The sequence below is a fragment of the Streptomyces sp. NPDC046862 genome (assembly GCF_040704615.1).
Classification (GTDB): Bacteria; Actinomycetota; Actinomycetes; order Streptomycetales; family Streptomycetaceae; genus Streptomyces.
On the sequence record NZ_JBEYXP010000007.1, the window covers coordinates 195,909 to 218,405 of the forward strand.

Sequence of the window (22,497 nt, forward strand, 5' to 3'; positions counted from 1 at the left end):
CACGGCTACCGGCGAACTGGCCATCACGTACGGTCTGCGGCATGACGGCAGAGGATTCGAAGGCCCCAGCGCCCCGGGTGCAGCTGGTCATTGGCATCATCCGCAGAGGCAACGAGGTCCTGCTCGTGCGAGAGAGCCTAGGTACCGACGGCGAGATGCTCTGGTCCCTCCCCGGTGGCGGGGTCGAGGACGGCGAGCTCATGCACGAAGCCCTCCGGCGCGAGCTGCAGGAAGAGACCGGGCTGGTGGTGGGCGACCCGGTACGGACCGCATTCCTCATGCACATCGACTCCGAACAGCACCCTTCGGCGCTGGCCGCCGCCTTCGAGATCGACGAGTGGTCGGGGGACATCGCCCCGGAGGACGACGACATCAAACAGGCCGCCTTTTTTCCCTTGCCCGAGGCCCTGAAGCTGCTCGGCGAGCTGGACAGCGCAACGCAGCGGGAGCCCATCGTCGGCTATCTGACCGGGGCCATCGCTCCGGGGACCACCTGGCTGTACCGCAACCGGGGCAAGCAAGAGACGCTCGTCGCCCGATGGTGACGCCGGACAGTGGCCACCATATGAAGATCACGATCTACAGCCGGAGTACTGAGGTCGTCCTGGCCTCGGCGGACAGCGCGATGCACAACCGTGATGACTGACCCCTCCGCCGACTGGGGCGGGCAGCAGGAATACACGGACGTATTCCTGCGGTCCGCCCGCCGGGCTGTCCAGGATCTCTGCGAACGACGGGGCAGTGAACTGGAGTCACTCACCTGCGAAGTCGTGTCCGGCGCTACGGGCGACATGGTCGTCGTCGCCACCACAGTGGTGCTCTTTCGCGGTCGCCGCTGCGTCTTCCGCCGAGGAATCTGGCCGCCGAGCCACCCCGCCGCCACCCGAGCCGCCATCTACGCATCCGTCCTGGAAGAGCGCCTGATGACCCGAGTGGTCCCCCGGCTCGGCGCCGACGCGTCGCCAGTCGACCTCTGAGGCGCGCACTGCCGAGTGTCGACTCAAGGGCGTTCCGTCATGGCGTTCTCCGCCCCGGGGCACCGCCGGGCCTGCGCGGAGAATGCTGGTGAGGTGATGGACACTTCCGCCCACACCGTTTTGCCCAGCGGGTGACGCGGCACCGAACCCCAGCGCACAGCCAGGGCATCCACCAGGAGCAGCCCTCGGCCCGACTCGCCCTCAGGGGTCGGCGCCGGCGGGGCCTCGGGGGGCCGTTTCGCGGAGGCCGCGTCCGCGACCTCGACGCGAACCAGGCCCGCCGCCGTATCGAGAGCGAGTCGGAGGCCGAAGTCCCGTCCTGGCACACGGCCGTGCCGCACAGCGTTCGCGGCGAGTTCGGCGACGACGAGGGCGACCGCGCACGACACGTCCGACGCCGGCGGATACCCCCACTCCTCCATGCGACGTACGGAGAGCCTCCGGGCCAGTCGCGCACCCTGCGGAGAGGGGGCGAACTGCGCTACAAGAGGCGCCAGTTCGCTTTGTACGTCGGCAAGAGCACCTGCACCCGCCCCCGCATCCACCTCCACCGCCAGGGGCGCGGCGCCACGCCCCGGTTCGTCCGCCGGGACGGTCGTTTCTGTCAGCACGGGGTGTTCCGTCCTTGTCCGTCGAGCACTGAGATGTCGCACGATGTGCACGATCCATCACTTTCCGCACTCAAGAGTCGCCTGATCGCCCTACGCTCGACAGGTGACACAGCCTTACTTTTCATCCCGTAAGGAACGGAAGTGACGCTTTGGCCAACGGAATTGACCCCAGTACGTCAATGGCGGCCCTGTTCGGTGCACGGGTGCGCAGGCTCCGTACGGCGGCCGGACTGACCCAGGCAGAGCTCGGCGACAGAACGCACGTGGTGAGCACGCGGATCACGCAGATCGAGCGGGCGTCCGGAGCCAAGCCGACGCTGGAACTGGCTCGTGCGCTGGACGCGGCACTGGGGGCGGATGATCTGCTGGTCGAGTTGTGGCCATACGTGTACCGGGAGGCGTTTCCGGACTGGTCGCGGAAGTTCATGGAGTACTCGGAGCGGGCGGTGGCCATCCGCGAGTACGCGTCCCACGTGGTGCCGGGCTTGCTGCAGACAGAGAATTACGCACGGGCCGTACTGAGCGTCGGTCGAACGCTCGGTAGCCAGGAGCAGTTGGAGGAGCGGGTCTCCCTTCGCCTGGGACGACAGGAGCGGCTCGTTACTCCCGGTCGGCCCGAGCTGTGGGTGGTCCTCGACGAGGCGGTGCTCCGGCGTCCGGTCGGCGGCCAGACCGTGATGGGTGAGCAGTTGGCGCGGCTGATCGGGACAGTGACGGTAGCTCACATCACCGTGCAGGTACTGCCGTTCCACCGGGGCGAGCACGATGCCATGGGTGGTTCGCTCACGGTGCTCACCATGCCGGACGGCTCGGAGATCGCCTACACCGAAGGCGCGCACTACGGCCAACTCATCGAGGATCCGGACGAGGTCAGGAGTTTCACGCTGGCCTACGATCGGCTGCGGGCGGCAGCTCTGCCCCCGCTCATGTCGCTCGACATGATCCGATCCGTGATGGAGGACAACCACCGTGGAGCGAAGGTCCCATCCCGATCTGAACGGCGTCGTCTGGCGCAAGAGCAGCTACAGCAATCAGGAGGGCGGCAACTGCGTGGAGGTGGCCGACGGGTTCCGGGCAACCGTCGTCCCCGTCCGTGACAGCAAGGTCCCGCACGGTCCGGCGCTGTGTTTCGAAGCCGGCTCCTGGGCCGCGTTCATAGGCGAGTTGAAGGCCTGACACCACCGTCCGGTTTCCTGGTCCTCCAGGCTCACCGGGCCCTTGTCCGCGAGGGTCCGGCGGGCCACTGACCTCCTCAAAGAACCGGGGGAAAGAACTACCCGCCCACCCACCCTCCCCGGCCAGAAAGCCCTCGTCACCCGTCCGAGTGACCAGCTTGCAGGCGTGGGATGCGGGCGGTTACGTTCACCGCGACAACCCCAGACAGACGACGGCCCCCGCCGGGACTGGCATCCCGAACGAGGGCCTGACCGATCAGGAAGAGAACGCTTCCCGATGGCTGACCCGCAGTCTAACGCGCCCCTGCGCGCCGACGCCGGAGCTCCGACCTCCGGCGTGATCCACGTACGCACCCGCCTCACCGCCGACTTCACCGTGATCTCCAACGACCTCGCGCAACGGCGCGGCAGCGCGGTTACGGTGGGTGTCGCGGCGTACATCTCCTCCCTGCCCGACGGCTACCCCGTGACCATCGCCGCCCTGTGCGAGCACTTCAGCGAGGGCGAGATCCTCATCTCGCGGGCGCTCAGAGAACTCGAAGCGGCCGGACACCTGGAGCGCCGACGCGAGCGGACGCCCACCGGGCAGGTCCGCACCCGGACGTACTTCTACGACGTGCCCGGCGGCGGTTCCGACCCCGATCCGGACAGCCCGCCCGAGCCGCCCGAGCCGCCCACACCGCGGCGGTCCCGGAAGCGGCCCGCCGCTGCGGCCGTCACGCCCGCGACGGCGACCGTGCCGGAAACGGCGCAGGCCCCCGCCCCGACCAAGGCGGAGTCACTGACCGAGCTCACCGAGACCGACCCACAGGCCATCGCCGTACTCGCCGCCCTGCGCCGGGTGGACCCCCGCCTTGTCCTGTCCGAGCAGGAGGCTGCCCGCCTCGCCCCGGGCGTCACCCGGTGGCTCGCGGCAGGCCTTCTACCCACACAGATCACGGACCACCTCACCGCGAGACTCCCGGGCCAACTCCTGACCCGCCCGGCCGGCATCCTCGCCTACCGGCTCAAGGAGACTCCCCTGGCCACACCGAGGAGAAGCGCGGAACTCCCAGCGGGTCCGGCCGTCGTACCCATGCGGAACTGCGACGGCTGCGACCGGGGATTCCGCTCGGCCGAACCCGGCCGCTGCCGGGACTGCCGACGGCGCGAGCAGCGCCTCTCCGACGCCGCCTGAGCCGATGGCTGGGCGTGCGGTCCATCCGCAGGTGGGAGGCTGCTTCACCCGAGCTTCCCAAGCTCAGTGTGCGGACGGCTGACGCAGGCGATGCCCTCCGATACGTTCCCGCCATGATGAATGGCAGCGGGGTGCCGGAGAAGGTGGCGTGGGTCCTGGTTCGGGACGACCTGGTGTTGGTGACGCGTAGTCACGGCAGAGATCGCTTCTACTTCCCGGGCGGTCATCGTGAGCCGGGCGAGTCCGACAGCCAGACCCTGGTGCGGGAGATCGACGAGGAACTGCAAGCGGTGATCAGCCCCGGCTCCATGGTGCACTTCGGCACTTTCGAGATCGGCGAGGGCCATCCCGAGCACGGCCCCTTCCGGATGATCTGTTACACCGCCGATCACCGCGGTGAGCTGACTCCGTCGCGGGAGATCGCCGAGAAGGCGTGGTTCCGCTACGCCGATCGGAAGCGGGTCTCGGTCATCGACGCGATGGTCTTCGACGCGCTTCACGAGGCCGGGCGGCTTTCCTGAACCCTGTGACCGCTGTACAGCAGCGGAGTGCAGCAACTGCCACGACTGCCCGTTGACCAACTGCGCCCATCCGGCGCGTGCTTGTGATCGGGTCCAGTCCGCGCTAGGTTGTGAACGTGTTCAGTGAACGTGTTCAGTCTCGCGCCGAGCGCCGGCGGATCTCGCGGGAGAAGGTGCTCGCGGCGGCGGAGCGGCTCTTCCGTGAGCAGGGTTTTGACGCGACGACCGTCCGGCAGATCGCCGCCGAGGCCGGGCTCAGCTCGGGCAGTGTGATGGCGGTGGGCGACAAGCAGGGGCTGCTCGTGGCGATCTTCGACGGCTGGATCGACGCCGTGCACCAAGAGCGCGACCGAGGCCGATCCGAGCAGCCGTCGGCCGACGCGGTCGACGCGGTCGACCACGTCATCGGGCTGATCGAACCGTTCCTCGAATACTTCGCGCGCGACCTCGAGCTGTCGCGCGAGTACGCGGCGACGATCGTGCGTGGCCGACACGAGTCCGCGATCTTCCTGAACCTCGGACTGACCCTGATCGGCGAGATCCAGCAGTTGCTCTCCCGAGCGGGGCACGACGAGGACCAGGCGGGCGGGGCAGCCCGAGCGATCTACTTCGCCTACCTCGGCATCCTGATGACGATGTCGAACGGCGCGCTTCCCGAGGACGTCGGACGCCAGCAGTTTCGCGACGTCGTCAGCCTCATCGTGAACCGACCGGAGAAATGATGTTCCACGTCCCCAGCCTTTGGTGGCCCACGGCGCTGCTGGCCCTCGCCCTGCTTGTCGACGCACTGCTGTCGATCCGTCCGCCGGCCTTCATCCAGGGCTGCCTCGACGGGGTGGGCCTGCCCCGCGAATGGTGGTGGACCCTCGTCGTGATCAAGCTGCTCGCCGCGGCGGGCCTTGTCGCCGGCCTGGCGTACGACGGGATCGGTCTCGCGGCGAACGTCGGGGTCGTCGCCTACTTCCTGTGCGCCGTCTACGCCCACATACGGGCGCGGTTCCTCCGGCAGGAGTTCTGGCTGAACTGCCTGGGGATGCTCTCATTCGCGGTCGCCGTCCTGACCGTCTCGTACGCCGCATGAGAACCGCGGTGAAAAACGACGGTGAACGTCCGCAAGGTCACCGTCCCGGGAGCGGCTCGTCGAAGAGGCCCAGCTCCTGAGGGGTCGGGGCCTCGAAGAGCTGCGCGTTACCCCTCGAGCAGCTGTCGGGTGATCGGGACAGTTCCGCACTCGCCCCGTCCGTTGCGGGCTTCGAGGCGGCGACCCAGTTCGTCGATCGGCGCCCGCAGGTAGTGCAGTTCGACGGGAATGCCGAGGCCCCGGGCCCGGAGGCGTTTCTCGTCCCGCTCGGAGCGTCCCCAGAACCCGAACTCCAGGATCACCGTCTGTCCGAGCCGCAACAACTGCTGCGCGTGGGCCCAGAATCGCCTCTCGAGGCGGTCGCGTGTCCCCTCGTCGAACAGGTCGATGCCGAGATCCGCCATCCATTCGTCCGGGCACAGACGCACTGCCGGGATCTCACGTGCCAGCCGCTTCGCCAGCGTCGTCTTTCCAGAGCCAGGAAGTCCGCACAGCAGGATCAGTCTGGGCTCGTGTCCCGCGTCGGCGTCGCGCATGGCGGCATCCTGTCGTGGCCGAGGCCGCTCGACCAGCGTTCGTTCCGCCCGGTGGGAGGTGGCCGTCGGTGAGGGGTGTCCTACGCGGTGCCCTACGCTTGGCATTAAGTGTCTTTTATGGGGCAAAGCAGGACAGATCCTAAGGGGCCGAAGATGCGTCTCGGTGCCGGCCTTCCAGCCGTGAAACATAGGTCCCTCACCCGTGTGGCCGTGGCGGTCGCGGTGGCCGGCGGGCTCGTGCTGTCCGCGGCCTGTGGTGGGGACAGCAAGGGCGGGGGCGGCGACAGCCTCACCGTCGGTGTGCTGCTCCCGGGGGGCGGGGCCGGCCGCTTCGGGCAGTTCGACAGGCCCCTGATCGAGAAGAAGCTGAAGGAGTTGTGCCCGGACTGCCCGGCGGCGACCGTGGGGGCCACGCCCGACCCGGCGGTCCAGCGTCAGCAGCTCGAAGCCATGATCACCAAGGGTGTGGACGTCCTGATCCTCGCCGCCATCGACGCCGAGGGGCTGCGCCCGTCGGTCGTGGCCGCAGAACGGGCCGGTATCCCGGTCGTCGCCTATGACCGGCTCGCGGAGGGACCGATCTCCGGTTACGTCACCTTCGACGGTGCGAAGGTCGGCAGGCTCCAGGGCGAGGCGCTTCTGAAGGCCCTGGGCTCGAAGGCACGGGACGACCAGATCGTCATGATGAACGGCGCCACGATCGATCCCAACGCGGGCTGGTTCAAGAGGGGGTCGCTCTCCGTCCTCGACGGCAAGGTGAAGATCGGCAGGTCGTACGACACCGTCGGATGGCGGCCGGAGAACGCCTTCGTCAACATGACCGGCGCCATCGCCGCCCTGGGCGCGGGCAACATCGACGGCGTTCTGGCGGCCAACGACAGCCTCGCCGGCGCCGTGGTCTCCGCCCTCCGCGCCGCAGAGGTCAAGTCGCTGCCCCCGATCACCGGCCAGGACGCCGATCTCGCGGCGGTGCGTCGCATCGTCCAGGGCGACCAGTACATGACCGTCTACAAGCCCTTCAAGCCCGCGGCCGACGCCGCCGTCGAGATGGCCGTCGCCCTGGGGCGCGGCAAGCCGGTCGGATCCATCGCCACCGGCACCGTCGACAACGGCAGCAAGAAGGACATCCCGGCGGTTCTGCTCCCGTCGGTATCGGTGACTGTCGGTAACATCAAGGACACCGTGATCAAGGACGGTTTGTACACCGTCAATCAGATCTGTGCTCCGAATCTCCGGTCCGCCTGCGCCAAGGCCGGACTCACCGGATGAGCCCGTCCGAGGCGGAAGGAGGTGGCCCCGTGCCGGTTCGGCCCCCGCTGACGTCGTACGGCGTCCCCCGCCGCCCGGCACGCCCGGAGGAGGCGTGGCCGTGAGGGGGAGGCGGGCCCGAGCGCCCGCCTCCGATGCCGCGCCCGCCCTCGGCCGACACCCCGACGGCGGGCGACGGCTCAGGGCGTACGCCGACGCGGTACGCCGCAGACTGCGTCAAGGTGGACTCGGTCCGGTCCCGGTGCTGATCGCTCTCGCCGTGATCTGGGTGATCTTCCAGGGCCTCAACGACAACTTCCTCTCGCCGCGCAACCTGTCCGTCCTCAGCGTGGACATCGTCGGGACCGGCATGGTCGCCGTCGGCATCGTCTTCGTGCTGCTGATCGGCGAGATCGACCTGTCGGTGGGTTCCCTCGCCGGGCTGGCGGGCGCCGTGTTCGCGTCGCTGAACGTGAACCTCGGCATGCCGGAATGGCTCGCCGTGATCCTCGCGGTGGTGTCCGGCGCGGCCGCGGGAGCGGTCCACGGGTTCTTCTTCGCCAGGATCGGCGTACCCGCGTTCGTCGTCACCCTCGCGGGCCTGCTGGCCTGGAACGGCCTGACGCTCTACCTGCTGGCGCCGGAGAGCGCCATCAATGTCGGCGACAACGGGCTGGTCGCCATGCTGACCAGCCGCTACTTCGGTGCCACCGTCGCCACCTACGGGCTGGCGGCACTCGGCACGGCCGCGTACCTCCTCGTCTCGTACCACGATCGCAGGCGCCGCAGCGCCGCCGGGATGCCGTCCCGGCCCATGAGCGAGATCTGGGCACGCACCGCCCTCCTCGCGGTGGTCTCGTTCGCCACCGTCTACGTGCTGGGCCGGTTCCAGGGCCTGCCGCTCGCGCTCCTGATCTTCCTCGCGGTCATCATCGCCTCGGACCTCTTCCTGCGCCGCACGCCGCACGGCCGGAAGGTCCTCGCGCTGGGCGGCGGTGTGGAGGCGGCCCGACGGGCGGGCGTCGACGTGGCCCGCGTGCGGATCGCGGTGTTCATGGTCTCGGGGACCCTCGCCGCGGTCGGCGGACTGTTCGTCGCGTCGCGGCTCACCTCGGCGAGCCAGGTCCCTGGCTCCGGCACGCTGCTGATCAGCGCCATCGCCGCCGCCATCATCGGTGGGACCAGCCTGTTCGGCGGACGCGGCTCGGCCTGGTCCGCGCTGCTGGGGGTGCTCATCATCCAGTCGATCGCCTCGGGCATGGCGCTGCTGGGCGTCGATCCTCCGGTCCAGCTCATGATCACCGGTGGGGTGCTGCTCACCGCCGTGGCCTTCGACTCGTTGACGCGGCGCGCCACCGAGTCGCGCTGGCGGGCTTGAGGGACGTCGGATCAGGACGTCGGATCAGCGCGCGGATCGGATGGAAGGCTGCTGGCGCCGCCTTGTTCGGCGCCGGTCCCTCCCCTCGTGGGGACCGGTGCCGAACTCCGGGGCGGCGTCGATCCGCGTCGTAGCGGTGCGGATCGACGGCAGGCCGGACCCGTGGTCGACGCGGCAGCGGTCCACTGGGGACCTGCTCCACGGATCCACTGGGCTCACGCGACGAGACGGTCGCCGCCGTGTCCTGACTCCGGCGGAAGATGGCCGAGAACATGCGGCGTCATGTTGTGTCTCCGAGCGTGAGCTGATGGCCTGTTCGGGCGCCGCGCGAGTGGTTCGCTCCTGCGTCGTGATCCTTCCAGGTATGGCTCGTCCGGAGGAGGTTCCGGTGCCGGTTTGATGAATTAACCGCAGGTCAGCCGGATAAAGTGAGTTTTCCGGTCCGGATGACAGGTGCGACGCGGGTACGGGGACAGTGAGGGGAAGTGGGGAGTGGAGACCTTGAGTTCCGGCTCGGGTGCACGCACGGCCTTCGCGGAACGTCTCGCGTTGCTGTACAAGGAAGCCGGTAACCCTCCTCTCAAGAGCGTGTCCGAGGCGGTCGTCCGGCTTCAGCGGGTCGACGAACGAGGGCGCCCCGTACGGGTCTCCGCTCAGCGGATCAGCGACTGGCGGCGGGCCAAGAACGTGCCCGCCCAGTTCACCGCCCTCGCGGCGGTGCTGCACATCCTGATCCCCCAGGCACGGCGCTCGCAGCCCGCCCCCGTGTCCCCGGGCCTGTACGACCTGGGCCAGTGGCAGCGCCTGTGGGAGCGCGCGGTCGCGGACCCGGCGGCGGACCCTTCCGAGGCTCCGGCGGAAGAGGGGCGAAAGGAACGGACTCCGGCCGAACCCCCGGCCGTTCCCGGTGCTGTGTGCCCCTACCGGGGTCTGGCCTCGTACCGTCAGCAGGACGCCCGGTGGTTCTTCGGCCGGGAGCGGAGCACGGACTCCCTCGTCGCCCTGTTGCGCGCGGCGGAGGAACCGGGCGGCCTGGTGATGCTCGTCGGCGCCTCGGGGGCGGGGAAGTCGTCCCTGCTGAACGCCGGACTGGTGCCCGCGCTGCGGAGCGGCGCCCTGGACGGGGACGGCCGGCCCAGGGAGGTCCTCCAGCTCGTGCCGGGAGCTGATCCTCTGGGGGAGCTGACGCTCCGGATCCCCGAGCTCGCCCACCTCGTCTCCGCGCAACAGAGTTCCACGGTCGGCACTCCCACGGAGAGGACCCCCACGGAGAGGACCCCCACGGAGAGGGCCCCCACAGCAGGCACCCCCACCGCAGCGACCTCCCCGGCGGGCACCCCCATCGCCCCACAGCCCGGTACCCCCGAGTTCGCCCACGCCGCCCGGAAAGCCGTCGCCGCCTGGGCGCACCGCGAGGCCGCCGAGTCCGCCGCGCGGCCCGTCGTCATCGTGGACCAGTTCGAGGAGGCGTTCACCCTCTGCTCCGACGAGGCGGTCCGGAGCACCTTCATCCAGATCCTCCACGCCGCGTCCACGCCCCCCGATGTACTCGATGCCCCCCATGCCCCCGACGCCCCCGTCCTCGTCGTCCTCGGCATCCGCGCCGACTTCTACGAGCAGTGCCTCGGGTATCCGGAGCTGGCCGACGCGCTGCAGCACCGGCACATGGTGCTCGGGCCGCTGACCACCGCGGAGTTGCGGGAAGCGGTGACCGGGCCGGCCAAGGCCGTGGGGCTGGAGCTCGAACCCGGGCTGGCGGAGCTGATCGTCCGGGAGGTCAGCGCCGACGGCCCGCGAGGGGCGCACGACGCGGGGGTGCTGCCGCTGCTCTCCCACGCCCTGCTCGCCACCTGGCAGCGGCGGAAGGCGGGACGGCTGACGCTGTCCGGCTACCGCGCGGCGGGCGGCATCCAGGGGGCGGTGGCGGCGACCGCCGAGCGGGCCTGGTCCGGGCTCGACCCGGCGGCGCGTACGGCCGCGCGGCTGCTCCTGCTCAGGCTCGTGCGGCTGGGCGAGGACACCCAGGCCACCCGCAGGCGGGGGACGCGGCGCCAGCTGGCGGCGGAGTCGACGGACCCGGGCAAGACGGAGGAGTCCCTGGAGGCTCTGGTGCGCGCCCGGTTGGTGACCCTCGACGCGGAGACCGTGGAGATCACCCACGAAGCACTGCTGCACGCCTGGCCCCGGCTGCGCGACTGGATCGACGAGGACCGGGGCGGCAACCTGCTGCGGCAGCGGCTGGAGGAGGACGGCAGGGCCTGGGAGGGCTCGAACCGCGACTCGTCGCTGCTCTACCGGGGTTCGCGGCTGGAGCAGGCCCACACCTGGGCGAAGTCCGCGACGTCCGCGAGGGACGCCGGTGGCACCTTTCTGACCCGGAGCGCGGTGGAGTTCCTGGCCGCGTCGGTCAGGCTGCGCCGACGCACGGTGTGGGTCAGGAGGAGTGCGGTGTCGGCCCTGATGGTCCTGGCGATCGTGGCCGTCGGTGCCGCGGTCGTCGCCTGGCAGCAGCGCAACGACGCTGTGTTCGAGCAGGTCGTCGCGGAGGCCGACCGCGTCCAGTACACGGATCCGTCGCTGTCCGCCCAGCTCGACCTGGTGGCACACCGTCTGCGCCCGGACGACGAGGACGCGGGCAACCGGCTGATCTCGATAGTCAACGCGCCGCTGGCCACGCCCCTGCTCGGTCACACCGGCGCCGTCTATCTCACCTCGTTCAGCCCGAACGGCCAGACCCTCGCCACCGCCAGCTACGACCGGACCGTCCGTCTGTGGGACGTGAGCGACCGGAGCCGCCCCAAGCAACTGGGCAAACCCCTCACCGGCCACACGAGCTGGGTGAGCAGCGCGGTCTTCAGCCCGGACGGCCGTACCCTCGCCAGCGCCGGCGACGACGGCACGATCCGGCTCTGGGACGTGCGGGACCCCCGCCACCCGTCCCCCCTCGGTGAGCCCCTGGCCGCCCACAAGGGCACGATCTACCTGATCGCCTTCAGCCCGGACGGACGCACCCTCGCCTCCGTCGGCGAGGACCACACGGTGCGCCTGTGGAAGGTGGACGACCCGAGCCGGCCGAAGGCGCTCGACACGCTGACCGGCGCCTCCGCCGCCGTACGCTCCGTCGCGTTCAGCCCCGACGGCCGCACGCTGGCGGCGGGAGGCGACGACGACAGCATCCGGCTGTGGAACGTGGCCGACCCGTCCCACGCCGAGCGGGTCGGCTCCCCCCTCACCGGCCACACGGATCTGGTCCACTCCGTGGCCTTCAGCCCCGACGGCCGTACCCTCGCCAGCGGCAGCGCGGACGACACGATCCGGCTGTGGGACGTGGCGGACCCGGCACACGCCAAGCCGGTCGGCTCCCCCCTCACCGGCCACACCGGTCCCGTCTGGTCGGTGGCCTTCAGCCCGGACGGGCAGCAGCTCGCCGCCGCCAGCGCGGACAGCACGGCGAGCCTGTGGAACGTGAGCGATCCGGAGTACCCGTCGCAGGTCGGCGAGCCGCTCGCGGGCAGCAGCGGCGAGATGTACGCCCTCGGCTTCAGCCCCGACGGCCGGACGCTCGCCACGGGGAGCGGCGACAGCAAGGTCCGGCTGTGGTCGATTCCGGCGTCGGACATGATCGGCCGCAGTGGGGAGTTCCGCCCCGACGGGCGGGTGCTGGCCACGGCCGCGCGCGACGGCGGGGTCCGGCTGTGGAACGTGGAGAAGCCCGGCCGGCCGGTGGCGCTGAGCGAGCCGCTCATGCGCGCGGAGGGCGGCCAGGAGGTGCTGTTCTCCCCCAACGGCCGCACTCTCGCGGTCCTCACGGGCAACCGGACGGTGTACTTGTGGAACGTCACCGATCCGGCCCGGCCGGTCCCCTACGGGCGGCCCCTCGAGCTGCGGACACGGTTCATGGGCGCCGACTCGCTGGCGTTCAGCCCGGACGGGCGCACGCTGGGCACCGCATACGACGACCGCCGCTTCCAGTTGTGGAACGTGACCGACCCGTCCCACGCCGTTCCGTACGGCGCACCGGTCAGAGGCCACAAGGGCTACATCAACTCCCTCGAATTCAGCCCTGACGGCCGCACACTGGCCAGCGGCAGCGCCGACGGCACGATCCGGATGTGGAAGGTGACCGACCCGGCGCACATCACGTCGATCGGCTCACCGCTCAGGGGGCACGCCGGACCCGTCAACGCGCTCGCCTACAGTCCGGACGGCCACACGCTGGCCAGCGGGGGCGACGACGACACGGTCCGGCTCTGGAACGTCTCCGACCCGGCCGAGGCGACCCGGCTGGGCTCCCCTCTGACCGGCCACACCGAAGCGGTCGTGTCGCTGACGTACAGCCCGGACGGGCGCATGCTGGCGAGTGGCGGCAACGACAACACGGTCCGGCTGTGGAACGTCTCCGACCCCGCCGGGGCCGCTCCCATCGGCCAGTCGATGAGCCCGAACGCCAAGACAGGGAATTTCCTCTCCTTCAGCCCCAAAAGCCACATGCTCGGCATATCGAGCGGAACCGATACCGTCCGGCTGTGGAATCTGGACGTCGACGCGGCCATTCACCGCATTTGCTCGACCACGAGAGGGGTCCTGACCGCGGAGAAATGGAACGAGTATCTGCCACGTCTGTCGTACGACCCTCCGTGCGCTCAGTAACGGAGTGCGCGCTTTCCGTTTCCGTCGCCGCCGTGTTCGCCGACCGGCGTCGAGTGATCCCGATCACATGTCCTCGGTGCAGCTGAGGAGTGGGCTCCCGCCGGACCAGCAGCCTTGTTAGGCTGGGTGACAGCCCGATCGCTGGTGCATCCCCCGTCGCCAGCGATCGGGCCCTTTGTATGTCCGGCGATATGTCCGGTGGCACGCCCGGTGGCATGTCCCGTGCCCGGCCGCACGGAAGGCGCCGGGCCCCGGCGAACGATCACTGGCCGCCGCGCAGTTCGCGGAGGGGGGCGACGAGCGCCTGGGCCTCCGGATCGACCGCGATGCCGGACCACGCGCGAAGGGCGTTGGCATGCTCCTGGATCAACGACATCCGGGCTTCCCATTCCGCACCGGCCCTGTGGTTCGGGTGTGTGGTGATCTGTCCCGGGTGCTTGCGGTAGACGAGGCCGGTGTCGCCGATGAACCATCCGTCCGCCAGCGCGTCGAGTCCGAGCAGAAGGCCCGTGTCGCCGGAGGCCGGCAGGGCCATCCACCCGCCGAGCAGCGCCAGGAGCGGGCGCCGGACACACAGCGTGGCGGGATGGATCCGGGGCCGGCGGTGCTCGGCCCAGAATCCGTACGCGCTCCCTCGCGGGAGGCGGCCGGGTTCGGGGTCGCCGTCGAAGGAGACGGTGTTGCCGTCCTCCAGGAGGTCGATCGCGCGGGACGTGGTCCAGCCCACCGCGGGGTGCTCCTCCAGCACGGCGATGTCGCGCGCGAGGGCTCCGGCGGTGAGCTGGTCGTCGGCGTCCAGGTTCTTCACGTACACACCGGTCGACCGGGCGAACGCCAAGGTGCGCGCCACGTGGGGGCCGCCGTGCCGGGACGCGGAGACACGGACGCGCGGATCGTCCGCCGGAAGGTACGCGGCGGCCTCGACGTCGCTTCCGTCCTCCTGCACACACCACTGCCATGACCAGCCGTCAGGAAGGTCCTGGGAGCGAAGAGACGCGTACGCCTCCGGCAGGAAACGCGCGCCCTCGCCGTGGACGGGGGTGACGACGGAGATGGTCTTGTTCATGCGGGCCCTTCCGGGGTGGCGCCCCCACGAGGGATCGGTGAGCACCCGTACCGGAAGTGTACGAACTGATCTCGAAGGCTACTTCGCCTGATCGAAGGCCAGGTCCAGCATCCTGATGGCGTTCCCCCGCAGCAGCTTGTACGTCACGTCGTCGGGGAGGCCCGCCACGTGCTCCGCGGCCACCTTCTTGGTCTCCGGCCACGTCGAGTCGACGTGGGGATAGTCCGTCTCGAAGGTCGCGTTGTCCACGCCCACGGTCTCGATCGCCTCGATGCCGTGCTTGTCGCGGAAGAAGCAGCAGAAGATCTGCCGGTAGTAGTACGTCGACGGCGGCTCCGGGATCAGGTCCTTGACCCCGCCCCAGGCGCGGTGCTCCTCCCAGACGTCGTCGGCGCGCTCCAGGGCGTACGGGATCCAGCCCATCTGCCCCTCGCTGTAGGCCAGTTTGAGGCGCGGGAACTTCACGAGCACGCCCGAGAAGAGGAAGTCCATCATCGACGCCATCGCGTTGTTGAAGCTCAGCGAGGCCTGTACGGCGGGCGGCGCGTCCGGTGACGCGGCCGGCATCTGCGACGACGACCCGATGTGCATGTTGACCACGGTCCCGGTCTCCTCGCACGCCGCGAAGAACGGGTCCCAGTAGCCGGAGTGGATCGACGGGAGCCCGAGGTAGGTGGGGATCTCGCTGAAGGTCACCGCCCGCACCCCGCGGGCCGCGTTGCGCCGGATCTCCTCGACGGCCAGGTCGACGTCCCACAGGGGGATCAGGCACAGCGGGATGAGACGGCCGCCGCTGTCACCGCACCACTCCTCGACCATCCAGTCGTTGTAGGCGCGGACGCACGCGAGACCGACCTCCTTGTCCTTGGCCTCCGCGAAGGTCTGCCCGCAAAAGCGCGGGAACGTCGGGAAGCACAGCGAGGCCTCGACGTGGTTGACGTCCATGTCCTCCAGCCGGGCCTTCGGGTCCCAGCAGCCGCGCCGCATCTGCTCGCGGGTGATCCCGTCGAGGGTCATCTCGTCGCGGGAGAACCCGACGGCCGCGATGATGCGCTTGTACGGGAAGAGGGTGCCCTCGTACTCCCACCAGTCGGTGAGCTGGCCCTCGGGGTCGGTGGTGAACCGGTACTTCCCGCCGATGTACTGCAGCTCGCCGATGCCGGCGGTCAGGGGTTTCGGTCCCCTGTCCCGGTACTTGGCCGGCAGCCATGTCTCGAAGAGGTGCGCGGGCTCGATCACGTGATCGTCCACGCTGATGACCCTGGGCAGGTCCTTTGTGCCGCCGTCCTTGCCGACCATTCCCGTGCCCCTCCCTGTGCCGCACCACAGTATCTGACGATCCGTCAGTTTCAAGTTAGGGGTCACCCATCGCGACCGCAAGGGGGTGGGTGGGTGCGGGTGTGTGGGGGTGGGGGTGGGCCCCCCAGACCCCCGCATCGGCCTTGCGGCCTCGTCCTCGAACGCCGGACGGGCTGAAAACCAGACTCGTGGGCCCGGCGGGTCAACATGCCGCGACCGGCCAGGACGTGTGGTCGTCCTGGCCGGTCGCTGTCACGGGAGGAGGGGTTATGGCGTCAGAGTCTGCCCCAGGTGCGCGCCCGTGGGCGTGCCCAGGGTGTCGGGGCCGTAGTAGACGCCTCCGCTCGTGTCGATGCCCGAGCTGCCGCTGTCGAGCTGGAGGATCGTGCCGTCGTAGGCGTTCTCGCCCTCCGCTCCGATGGCGAGGTCGGCGCGGCCCCAGCCGGACAGGTCCTGAAGGACGACGGCGGAGCCGAACTTGTCGTTCGGTTCCGTCCAGCCGGTGATGCCGGAGGTGTCCTGGTTGAACTCCAGGGCGCCGGAGCCGGTCAGACCGGAGGAGGTGCCCTTGAGCAACAGGGTCGTACCGGCGTTCGACTGGTTCGCGCCGCTGCGGGTGATGTCCTCGTTGGGGGCGCCCGCGAGGACGTCCGCGTAGCCGTCGCCGTTGTAGTCGCCCGCCGAGACGGACCAGCCGAGCGCGTCGCCGTCCTCGGCCGTACCCGGGACCCCGGTCGTGTCCTGGGTGACGGTCTTCATGCCGGTCGTGGTGAAGCCCGTCGAGGTGCCGGGCACGACCGTGACCTGGCCGCCCTTGTACGCGCCGGACTCCGCCGTGTACGGCTGGCCGATGACGATGTCGGCGTAACCGTCGCCGTTGACGTCGCCCGCCGCGATCGAGCGGCCGCCCTTGACGGACAGGACGCTGACCTTGACGAGCCCGGTGGCGGTGCCCTTGAACCAGGTGACCCTGCCGATGCCGGACTGGTCGCGGTAGTTGAGTGCCACGTCCGCGTAGCCGTCACGGTTGAAGTCGCCGGTCGCGGCGTCGGTGTACGCGACGGACCCGGTGGCCGTGGTCAGCTTGCCGTACTGGGTGGCGCCGCCGGTCAGGTGGACGTTCCAGGAACCGCCGCCCCCGGTACCGGCCGAGAAGACGTCGGCCTTGCCGTCGGCGTTGAAGTCGCCGACGGTGACGGCCGAGCCGAGCCTGGCGCCCGCGCTCGTCACACCGGTGGTGGCCCACGAGGTGCCGGTGTTCAGGCCGGGACCGTACAGGACCGTGATCGCGCCCCGGTCGGCGTTCCCGGACGTGTCGTCCTCACCCGGTGCGCCGATGGCCAGGTCGGCGTAACCGTCGCCGTTGACGTCGCCCCACGCGGTCGCGGCGCCGAACTCGTCGCCGGACTCGGAGGTGCCGGGCACGCCCGGGCTGGACTGGGTGATCTTCAGCCTGGCGCTGCCGACCGGTCCGTCCGTGCCGCCCGGTACGACGACGACGTTGCCGACGCTGCCCGACGCCTTCGGCACACCCGCGACCAGGTCGGTGACGCCGTCGCGGTTGAAGTCGGCGGTCGGGATCGCGGAGTTCTTGCCGACGCTCGCGGCGAAGCGGCGGATCTCGCCGAGCTGGGAGTACAGGTTCGTGCCGGGGCACTCGGTCGCGTACGCGTCGCGGTGCCCGGAGATGGTGTTGAGGGCGGCCTCCTGGCCGTCCTTCCACACCCCGGTGTCGCCCTTGGCGGTCAGCGTGACCTTGCCCAGCGGGTCGCCGCCGTACTGGCCCAGCTTCCAGGCCGCGATGCGGGCCACCGACTCCAGGGCCGCCCGGCTCGGCTTCCCCGCCGGGACGCCGTTGGCCGCGTCGCCCTCGTAGTCACCGAGGACCGCGATACCGGTGGAGTAGCTGTTGAAGCCGTACGTGTGCGCGCCGAGCACCGGCAGGTCGACGCCGCCCGCGCGGCCCTCGAAGATCTGGCCGCACTTGTCGACCAGGAAGTTGTAGCCGATGTCGTTCCAGCCGTTGGCGTCGATGTGGTACGCCATGATGCCGCGCACGAGCGAGGCGGACTGGGCGCAGCTGTAGCTGTTCGAGCCGACCGTGTGGTGCACGAACACGGCGCTGATCTTGTCGATGTACTGGGGCGGGTCGTCGACCTTCGACTCGTCCGCGCCCCAGCCGGCCCGGCTGATGATCGGGGGTTCGGTCACCGTGGACGGCGGGGCGACCGGCTTGGTCTCGCTCGGCGAGGGAGAGACCGAGTCGGACGGAGAGTCCGTGGGTGCGGGCGCGGTGGCCGTGTCGCTGGGGGTCTCGGTGGGCGTCGCGGTCGCGGTGTCGGTGGCCGTGACGGTGTCCGTCGGGGTCGCGGTGGCCGTGTCGGTCGGGGTCGCGGTGTCCTCGGCCACGTACGCGGCCGGTTCGATCTCGGTGCCCACCGACTTGGTCTCGGCGGTCGTCACGACACCCGGGTCGACGAGGTCGACCTGGAGGCCCTTGGGCAGGACGGCACTCGTGGTGCCGTTCTTCCGGACGACCTGCACCTCCACGCCGTCGGACGGCCCCACCCACAGCGGCTCCGAGGCCCCGCGCATACCGGGCTGGACGCTCTCCGGCGGATCCGTGTCGACCTCCAGCCGCTGCCAGCCGCTCCACTCGCCGGTCTCGCTGCTGCGGACGCGTACCTGCGCGGTCCCGTCGACCCGCTTCGTGGCGCCGGTCCACGAGACGCCGAGCAGGGAGAACTGCTCCGTGCCGGTGCGCGCCAGTTCGCGCTTGCCGCCCGTGCCCTTGAGAGCGAGCTCGTGGACCTTCACCGGCCGCTTGGCCCTGGCGGTCGCGCCCGCGTCGTCGGAGGGGCCGGCGACGGCGTAGGTGACGACGCCCGCACCTCCCAGAAGCACGACGCCGAGGGTCAGCCAGGCTCTTCGCTTGACGCTCAGTGGTTGGTACGCGTGTGACGTACGGCGACTCAAAGGTCCCCCCATGTCGTAATCACCCTGTCGAAAGCACTTGTTTCGAAAGCGCTTGTTCCGAAAGCACTTGGGGCCCATCCGTCACATGGATGGCCCGAGATACCCAGCGCACCCACCTCGGCAAACATCACAGCCGCGACCCGCGAACATCACAGCCGGGGCCCCTCCCTGACGGAGTCTTTGCCGGGGACAGAGGATTTCCTGGTTCGAACCTCCCGTACTGCCCGGCGTACGAGCCGCTCCGCGCCCTTGTGCGGCGCGAGGCGGCCCGTGCGTGTCGTTCCAGGAGTCGTCGCGGACGGGAGGGATCTCATGCCGATGTCGCGCAGTGCGGCGGGCACGGTGTTCATGGTGGGTGCGCTGGGGCTGACGCTGACCGCGCTCGCCTATCCGGCGATGCTCGGGGTGCAGACCACCAGCAGTTCGCCGTCGCGGATCATCGCCAACACGCAGTGGGGGCCACTGACCGAGGCCGACCGGGATTTCGTGGTGAAGGTGCGGGCGGCCGGGCTGTGGGAGTTCCCCTCCGGCGAGCTGGCCCTGCAGAAGGGGACCTCGGCCGCCGTACGGACCGCCGGGCAGCACCTGGTGAGCGGGCACACCGCGCTCGACGCGACCTGCCGGAAGATCGCCCCCAAGCTGGGGATCACGCTGCCCAACCAGCCGAGCCCGCAGCAGCAGGGGTTCGTGGCGACCCTGACCTCGGACAAGGGCGAGAAGTTCAACTCCGATCTCGCCAACATCCTGCGGGTCACCCACGGCACGATCTTCTCCACCATCGCGAAGATCCGCGCCACCACCGAGAACACGCTCGTCCGTCAGCTGGCCGACCAGGCCAACGACACCGTGCTCGACCACATCACGGTCATGGAGAAGACCGGGCTCGTGGACTACGACCAGGTCCTCTTCCAGGAGACCGCCCCGCCGAAGCTGCCCGCCGCCGACGTCACTCCACCCGCTCCACAACCGGGAGAGCCGGTCGCGGCGCTCACTCCGCCGCCGAACGCGGCGACGACTCCTCCGGCACCGTGACCAGGGCCCCAGCCCCTGGGCAACGGGGTACGGGGGGCGTCTCGGGTCCGGGGTTCTGTTTCGCCCCCGCCGCCCCTCCCCGTCCCATCACTGGGGGCTGCGCCCCCAGCCCCCTCGGGGACGGCGGGGTGGGTGGTTGTGTGCGGGTGGGTGGGGGCTGGTCGCGCCGTTCCCCGCGCCCCTGAGAACCGCGCAGTACCCCGCGGCCCTCAAACCCCTCACCGCTCCTTCGGCGCCTCCCGGCCCTCCGCGTGGATCAGCCACGTGAGGGTCAGCATCAGGTCCAGGCGGTGGGCCGGGTCGTGGCCGGTGTGGCCGGTGAGTTCGGTGATGCGGCGCAGGCGGTAGCGGACGGTCTGTTCGTGGATGTGGAGACGCTCACCGGTGAGGACCGCGTTGTCGCCGCACTGAAGGTACGTCAGGAGGGTGACGAGCAGGGGCGTGCGGCGACGCGGGGGCAGGGCCAGGAGCGGGGCCAGCGTGTCCGTCGCCGTGGTGTCGATCAGGTCCTCGGCACACGCCCCCGCCAGCAGGGCCGTGTGGTCGGCGGCCCGGACGGGACGGTCGGCGTCGAGGATGCCGCGCTCGACGAGGGCGATCGTGTGCCGGGCCCACCTGAGGGACGTGGCCGTCCGCTCCGGCGGCACCGTGGGGCCGATCGCCGCCGGGCCGAGACGGCGCAACAGCGCGGGCAGCCAGTCACGGCCCGCCGAGTCGGGGTCGGGGACGATCAGATACGGGGCCGGCGCCTCCCAGTCGGCGAGGACGTCCGGCGGCAGGACCCGGTTGGGCGCCCGCCCGCCGTTCTGCGCGGGGAGCGGGGAGCCCGCGGGCCGCAGCGCCACCACCGCGAGCGTCGCCGGCACCTTCCACTCGGCCGACCTGGCCTGGTCCGCGATCGCCTCGGGCGCCGGGGCCGGCTCACGGACCAGCAGGTCGCGCAGCCGGGTACGACGGCGTTCCCGGTCGCTCGCCATGTGACCCTGCTGCCGGGCGTACCCCTGGGCCCCGGCGTCGGCGGCCCTGGCCAGCAGCTCGAAGAGATGGTCGGTGAGGTGGGCGAGGGTCTCCTTGGGCCAGCCGAAACGGTAGGCGTCCTTGATGAACCGGCGGCAGGCGACCTGGCTGCTCAGCCGCAGCGCCGTCTGGAGGCGGTCGAGCTCCCGGCCCCGCCGGGCCGCCTCGGTGCCCAGGCGGAAGTACAGCGCGGCCAGTTCGCCGACGTCCGGCTCCTCCTGCGCGAGCGAGTCCACGAAGAAGGCGACGGTCCGGTGGATGACCTCGTGGACGACCTGGGCGTAGTCACCGTCCAGCGGTCTGCCCGCTTTCAGGTTCTGCTGACGCACCTGACGCTCGATCTCGGCCACGGCGTCCGCGAGGTGCGGGCGGAGCATGGCCGACAGGGGCGGTCCGGTGACGGCGAGTGGTACTAACGGCGGGTCGGTGACAGTCACGTTTCCCCTCCGGGTTCCGGCGGGCTCCTCTATCCCGGGATGCTCCTCGCGTACCACCCGGCACGTCAACTCACCTTCGTGACAAGACGAGTTGGTTGGCTTGTCCCTCGCGCGCCAAATCTGCTCAGCTCCGTGCGCACCCTGTGGCGAACCGACAAGTCAGCCGCGCAACTCACCGCTTGCCCGTACTGCGCGACGCACGGCCGGGCTCCCACCATTCCTCTCGGATCAGACCGGATTTCCCCCCATGCCCATGGGACCCACGGGACTCCCCCGCACCCGTACGAGAGGACGACTTCCCATGAGAACAGCGCTGAGGAAGCGACTGGCACTGGTGGCCACCGGTGTCTCGCTGGCCGCCCTGCTGGGCGTCAACTCCGCGGCCCAGGCGAGCACGTCGGCCGACAGCCGGTACGGCGCCGCGCGCGCGGCCGTCGCCGTACAGCAGAGCCCCTACGAACGCGGGCCCGCGCCCACCGAGGCCAGCGTGACCGCCGCGCGCGGCCCCTTCGCGATCAGCCAGGTGACAGTGCCGGAGGGCAGCGGGACCGGGTTCAAGAACGGCACGATCTACTACCCGACGTCCACGGCCGAGGGCACGTTCGGCGCGGTCGCCGTCATCCCCGGCTTCGTGTCGCCGCAGGCCGTGATCCAGTGGCTCGGCCCGCGGCTGGCCTCGCAGGGGTTCGTGGTGTTCACCCTGGACACCTTCAGCGGACAGGACTTCCCCCAGGACCGCGCCAAACAGCTCCTGGCCGCGCTCGACTACCTCACGACGAGCAGCTCGGTGAAGAACCGGATCGACCCGGGCCGCCTTGCCGTGATGGGGCATTCGATGGGCGGCGGGGCCAGCCTGTGGGCGTCCGCGAACAGGCCCTCGCTCAAGGCCGCCGTACCGCTGGCGCCGTGGGAGGTCGACCACAGCTGGGAGAAGACCGACAAGGTCCCCACCCTGGTCATCGGCGGTCAGTCGGACGCGATCGCGCCCGTCGACTCGATGTCCATCCCCTTCTTCACCAACATCGCGGCACCGGAGAAGGCTTATCTGGAACTGAAGAACGGTGACCACTTCGCCCCCGCCGCCGAGGGCCCGGTCGTCGCCAAGTACGCGATCTCCTGGCTCAAGCGGTTCGTCGACCTCGACACCCGCTACGACCAGTTCCTGTGCCCGGCGCCCGCGCCGAACGCGAACATCAGCCAGTACCGGGACACCTGCCCCCACAGCTGAGCCCGTCTTCGCCGGGGGCCCGCGCGGTGACCCCGCGTGGGCCCCCGGCCCCTCGTTACGGCAGTCTTGCCCCTCGTGGGGAACGTTC

At 70.4% G+C, this 22,497-nt stretch carries 19 protein-coding genes; 13 read left to right on the forward strand and 6 right to left on the reverse strand.

Going from position 1 to position 22,497, the window contains the following annotated elements; translation table 11 throughout:
* Window positions 1–41 precede the first annotated feature (41 nt).
* Both AB0959_RS10250 and AB0959_RS10255 read left to right on the forward strand, forming a co-directional pair.
* The gene (locus AB0959_RS10250; protein ID WP_366825886.1) at window positions 42–545 is read left to right on the forward strand and encodes an NUDIX hydrolase; all 504 of its coding nucleotides are present in this window, start codon (window positions 42–44) and stop codon (window positions 543–545) included.
* A 93-nt stretch (window positions 546–638) separates the two neighbouring features.
* Window positions 639–977: a hypothetical protein gene (locus tag AB0959_RS10255; RefSeq protein ID WP_366825887.1), complete on the forward strand. Its 339-nt coding sequence runs from the start codon at window positions 639–641 to the stop codon at window positions 975–977.
* Window positions 978–1,000: 23 nt separating this feature from the next.
* Here the strand turns inward: AB0959_RS10255 and AB0959_RS10260 are convergent, their stop codons facing one another.
* Window positions 1,001–1,588, reverse strand: coding sequence for an ATP-binding protein (locus AB0959_RS10260; RefSeq protein WP_366825888.1), 588 nt, complete (start codon window positions 1,586–1,588; stop codon window positions 1,001–1,003).
* A gap of 179 nt (window positions 1,589–1,767) precedes the next feature.
* Here AB0959_RS10260 and AB0959_RS10265 point away from each other — a divergent pair, with 179 nt between their 5' ends.
* The 6 genes from AB0959_RS10265 (at window position 1,768) to AB0959_RS10290 (ending at window position 5,542) form a co-directional block, all read left to right on the forward strand.
* Window positions 1,768–2,685, forward strand: coding sequence for a helix-turn-helix transcriptional regulator (locus tag AB0959_RS10265; RefSeq protein ID WP_366825889.1), 918 nt, complete (start codon window positions 1,768–1,770; stop codon window positions 2,683–2,685).
* A complete protein-coding gene (locus AB0959_RS10270; protein WP_366825980.1) occupies window positions 2,645–2,764 on the forward strand; it encodes a DUF397 domain-containing protein in 120 nt (39 codons plus the stop codon). The genes AB0959_RS10265 and AB0959_RS10270 overlap by 41 nt, the downstream gene beginning before the upstream one ends.
* Window positions 2,765–3,040: 276 nt before the next feature.
* The gene (locus AB0959_RS10275; RefSeq protein ID WP_366825890.1) at window positions 3,041–3,940 is read left to right on the forward strand and encodes a hypothetical protein; all 900 of its coding nucleotides are present in this window, start codon (window positions 3,041–3,043) and stop codon (window positions 3,938–3,940) included.
* 113 nt (window positions 3,941–4,053) lie between these two features.
* Entirely contained in the window at window positions 4,054–4,461 is a 408-nt protein-coding gene (locus AB0959_RS10280; protein WP_366825892.1) for an NUDIX domain-containing protein, read from the forward strand.
* A 110-nt stretch (window positions 4,462–4,571) separates the two neighbouring features.
* The gene (locus tag AB0959_RS10285) at window positions 4,572–5,183 is read left to right on the forward strand and encodes a TetR/AcrR family transcriptional regulator (RefSeq protein ID WP_366825893.1); all 612 of its coding nucleotides are present in this window, start codon (window positions 4,572–4,574) and stop codon (window positions 5,181–5,183) included.
* Window positions 5,180–5,542, forward strand: a complete 363-nt coding sequence (locus AB0959_RS10290; RefSeq protein WP_366825894.1) for a DoxX family protein — start codon at window positions 5,180–5,182, stop codon at window positions 5,540–5,542. Before AB0959_RS10285 ends, AB0959_RS10290 begins: the two co-directional genes overlap by 4 nt.
* Window positions 5,543–5,649: 107 nt before the next feature.
* On the opposite strand, the gene AB0959_RS10295 is transcribed toward AB0959_RS10290, so the two are convergent.
* Window positions 5,650–6,078, reverse strand: coding sequence for an ATP-binding protein (locus tag AB0959_RS10295; protein WP_366825895.1), 429 nt, complete (start codon window positions 6,076–6,078; stop codon window positions 5,650–5,652).
* 153 nt (window positions 6,079–6,231) lie between these two features.
* On the opposite strand from AB0959_RS10295, the gene AB0959_RS10300 reads away from it, so the two are divergent.
* The 3 genes from AB0959_RS10300 (at window position 6,232) to AB0959_RS10310 (ending at window position 13,354) form a co-directional block, all read left to right on the forward strand.
* On the forward strand, window positions 6,232–7,347 hold the full coding sequence (locus tag AB0959_RS10300) for a substrate-binding domain-containing protein (RefSeq protein ID WP_366825896.1): 1,116 nt from the start codon (window positions 6,232–6,234) through the stop codon (window positions 7,345–7,347).
* Between the two features lie 211 nt (window positions 7,348–7,558).
* The gene (locus tag AB0959_RS10305) at window positions 7,559–8,704 is read left to right on the forward strand and encodes a sugar ABC transporter permease (RefSeq protein ID WP_366825981.1); all 1,146 of its coding nucleotides are present in this window, start codon (window positions 7,559–7,561) and stop codon (window positions 8,702–8,704) included.
* Window positions 8,705–9,196: 492 nt separating this feature from the next.
* Window positions 9,197–13,354, forward strand: coding sequence for an AAA family ATPase (locus AB0959_RS10310; RefSeq protein WP_366825897.1), 4,158 nt, complete (start codon window positions 9,197–9,199; stop codon window positions 13,352–13,354).
* A gap of 262 nt (window positions 13,355–13,616) precedes the next feature.
* Here AB0959_RS10310 and AB0959_RS10315 read toward each other — a convergent pair whose 3' ends face one another.
* The 3 genes from AB0959_RS10315 to AB0959_RS10325 all read right to left on the reverse strand — a co-directional run bounded on the left by AB0959_RS10315 (window position 13,617) and on the right by AB0959_RS10325 (window position 18,707).
* On the reverse strand, window positions 13,617–14,420 hold the full coding sequence (locus AB0959_RS10315; protein ID WP_366825898.1) for a glycosyltransferase: 804 nt from the start codon (window positions 14,418–14,420) through the stop codon (window positions 13,617–13,619).
* A 78-nt stretch (window positions 14,421–14,498) separates the two neighbouring features.
* Complete coding sequence (locus AB0959_RS10320; RefSeq protein WP_366825899.1) at window positions 14,499–15,719, reverse strand: amidohydrolase family protein; 1,221 nt, start codon at window positions 15,717–15,719, stop codon at window positions 14,499–14,501.
* Window positions 15,720–15,986: 267 nt separating this feature from the next.
* Window positions 15,987–18,707 (reverse strand): FG-GAP-like repeat-containing protein, encoded by a 2,721-nt coding sequence (locus AB0959_RS10325; RefSeq protein WP_366825900.1) that lies wholly within the window; start codon window positions 18,705–18,707, stop codon window positions 15,987–15,989.
* Window positions 18,708–19,007: 300 nt separating this feature from the next.
* Here AB0959_RS10325 and AB0959_RS10330 point away from each other — a divergent pair, with 300 nt between their 5' ends.
* Complete coding sequence (locus AB0959_RS10330) at window positions 19,008–19,727, forward strand: DUF4142 domain-containing protein (RefSeq protein WP_366825901.1); 720 nt, start codon at window positions 19,008–19,010, stop codon at window positions 19,725–19,727.
* Between the two features lie 218 nt (window positions 19,728–19,945).
* Here AB0959_RS10330 and AB0959_RS10335 read toward each other — a convergent pair whose 3' ends face one another.
* Window positions 19,946–21,121, reverse strand: a complete 1,176-nt coding sequence (locus tag AB0959_RS10335) for a helix-turn-helix domain-containing protein (RefSeq protein ID WP_366825902.1) — start codon at window positions 21,119–21,121, stop codon at window positions 19,946–19,948.
* A gap of 361 nt (window positions 21,122–21,482) precedes the next feature.
* On the opposite strand from AB0959_RS10335, the gene AB0959_RS10340 reads away from it, so the two are divergent.
* Entirely contained in the window at window positions 21,483–22,409 is a 927-nt protein-coding gene (locus tag AB0959_RS10340) for a dienelactone hydrolase family protein (RefSeq protein ID WP_366825903.1), read from the forward strand.
* Window positions 22,410–22,497 lie beyond the last annotated feature (88 nt).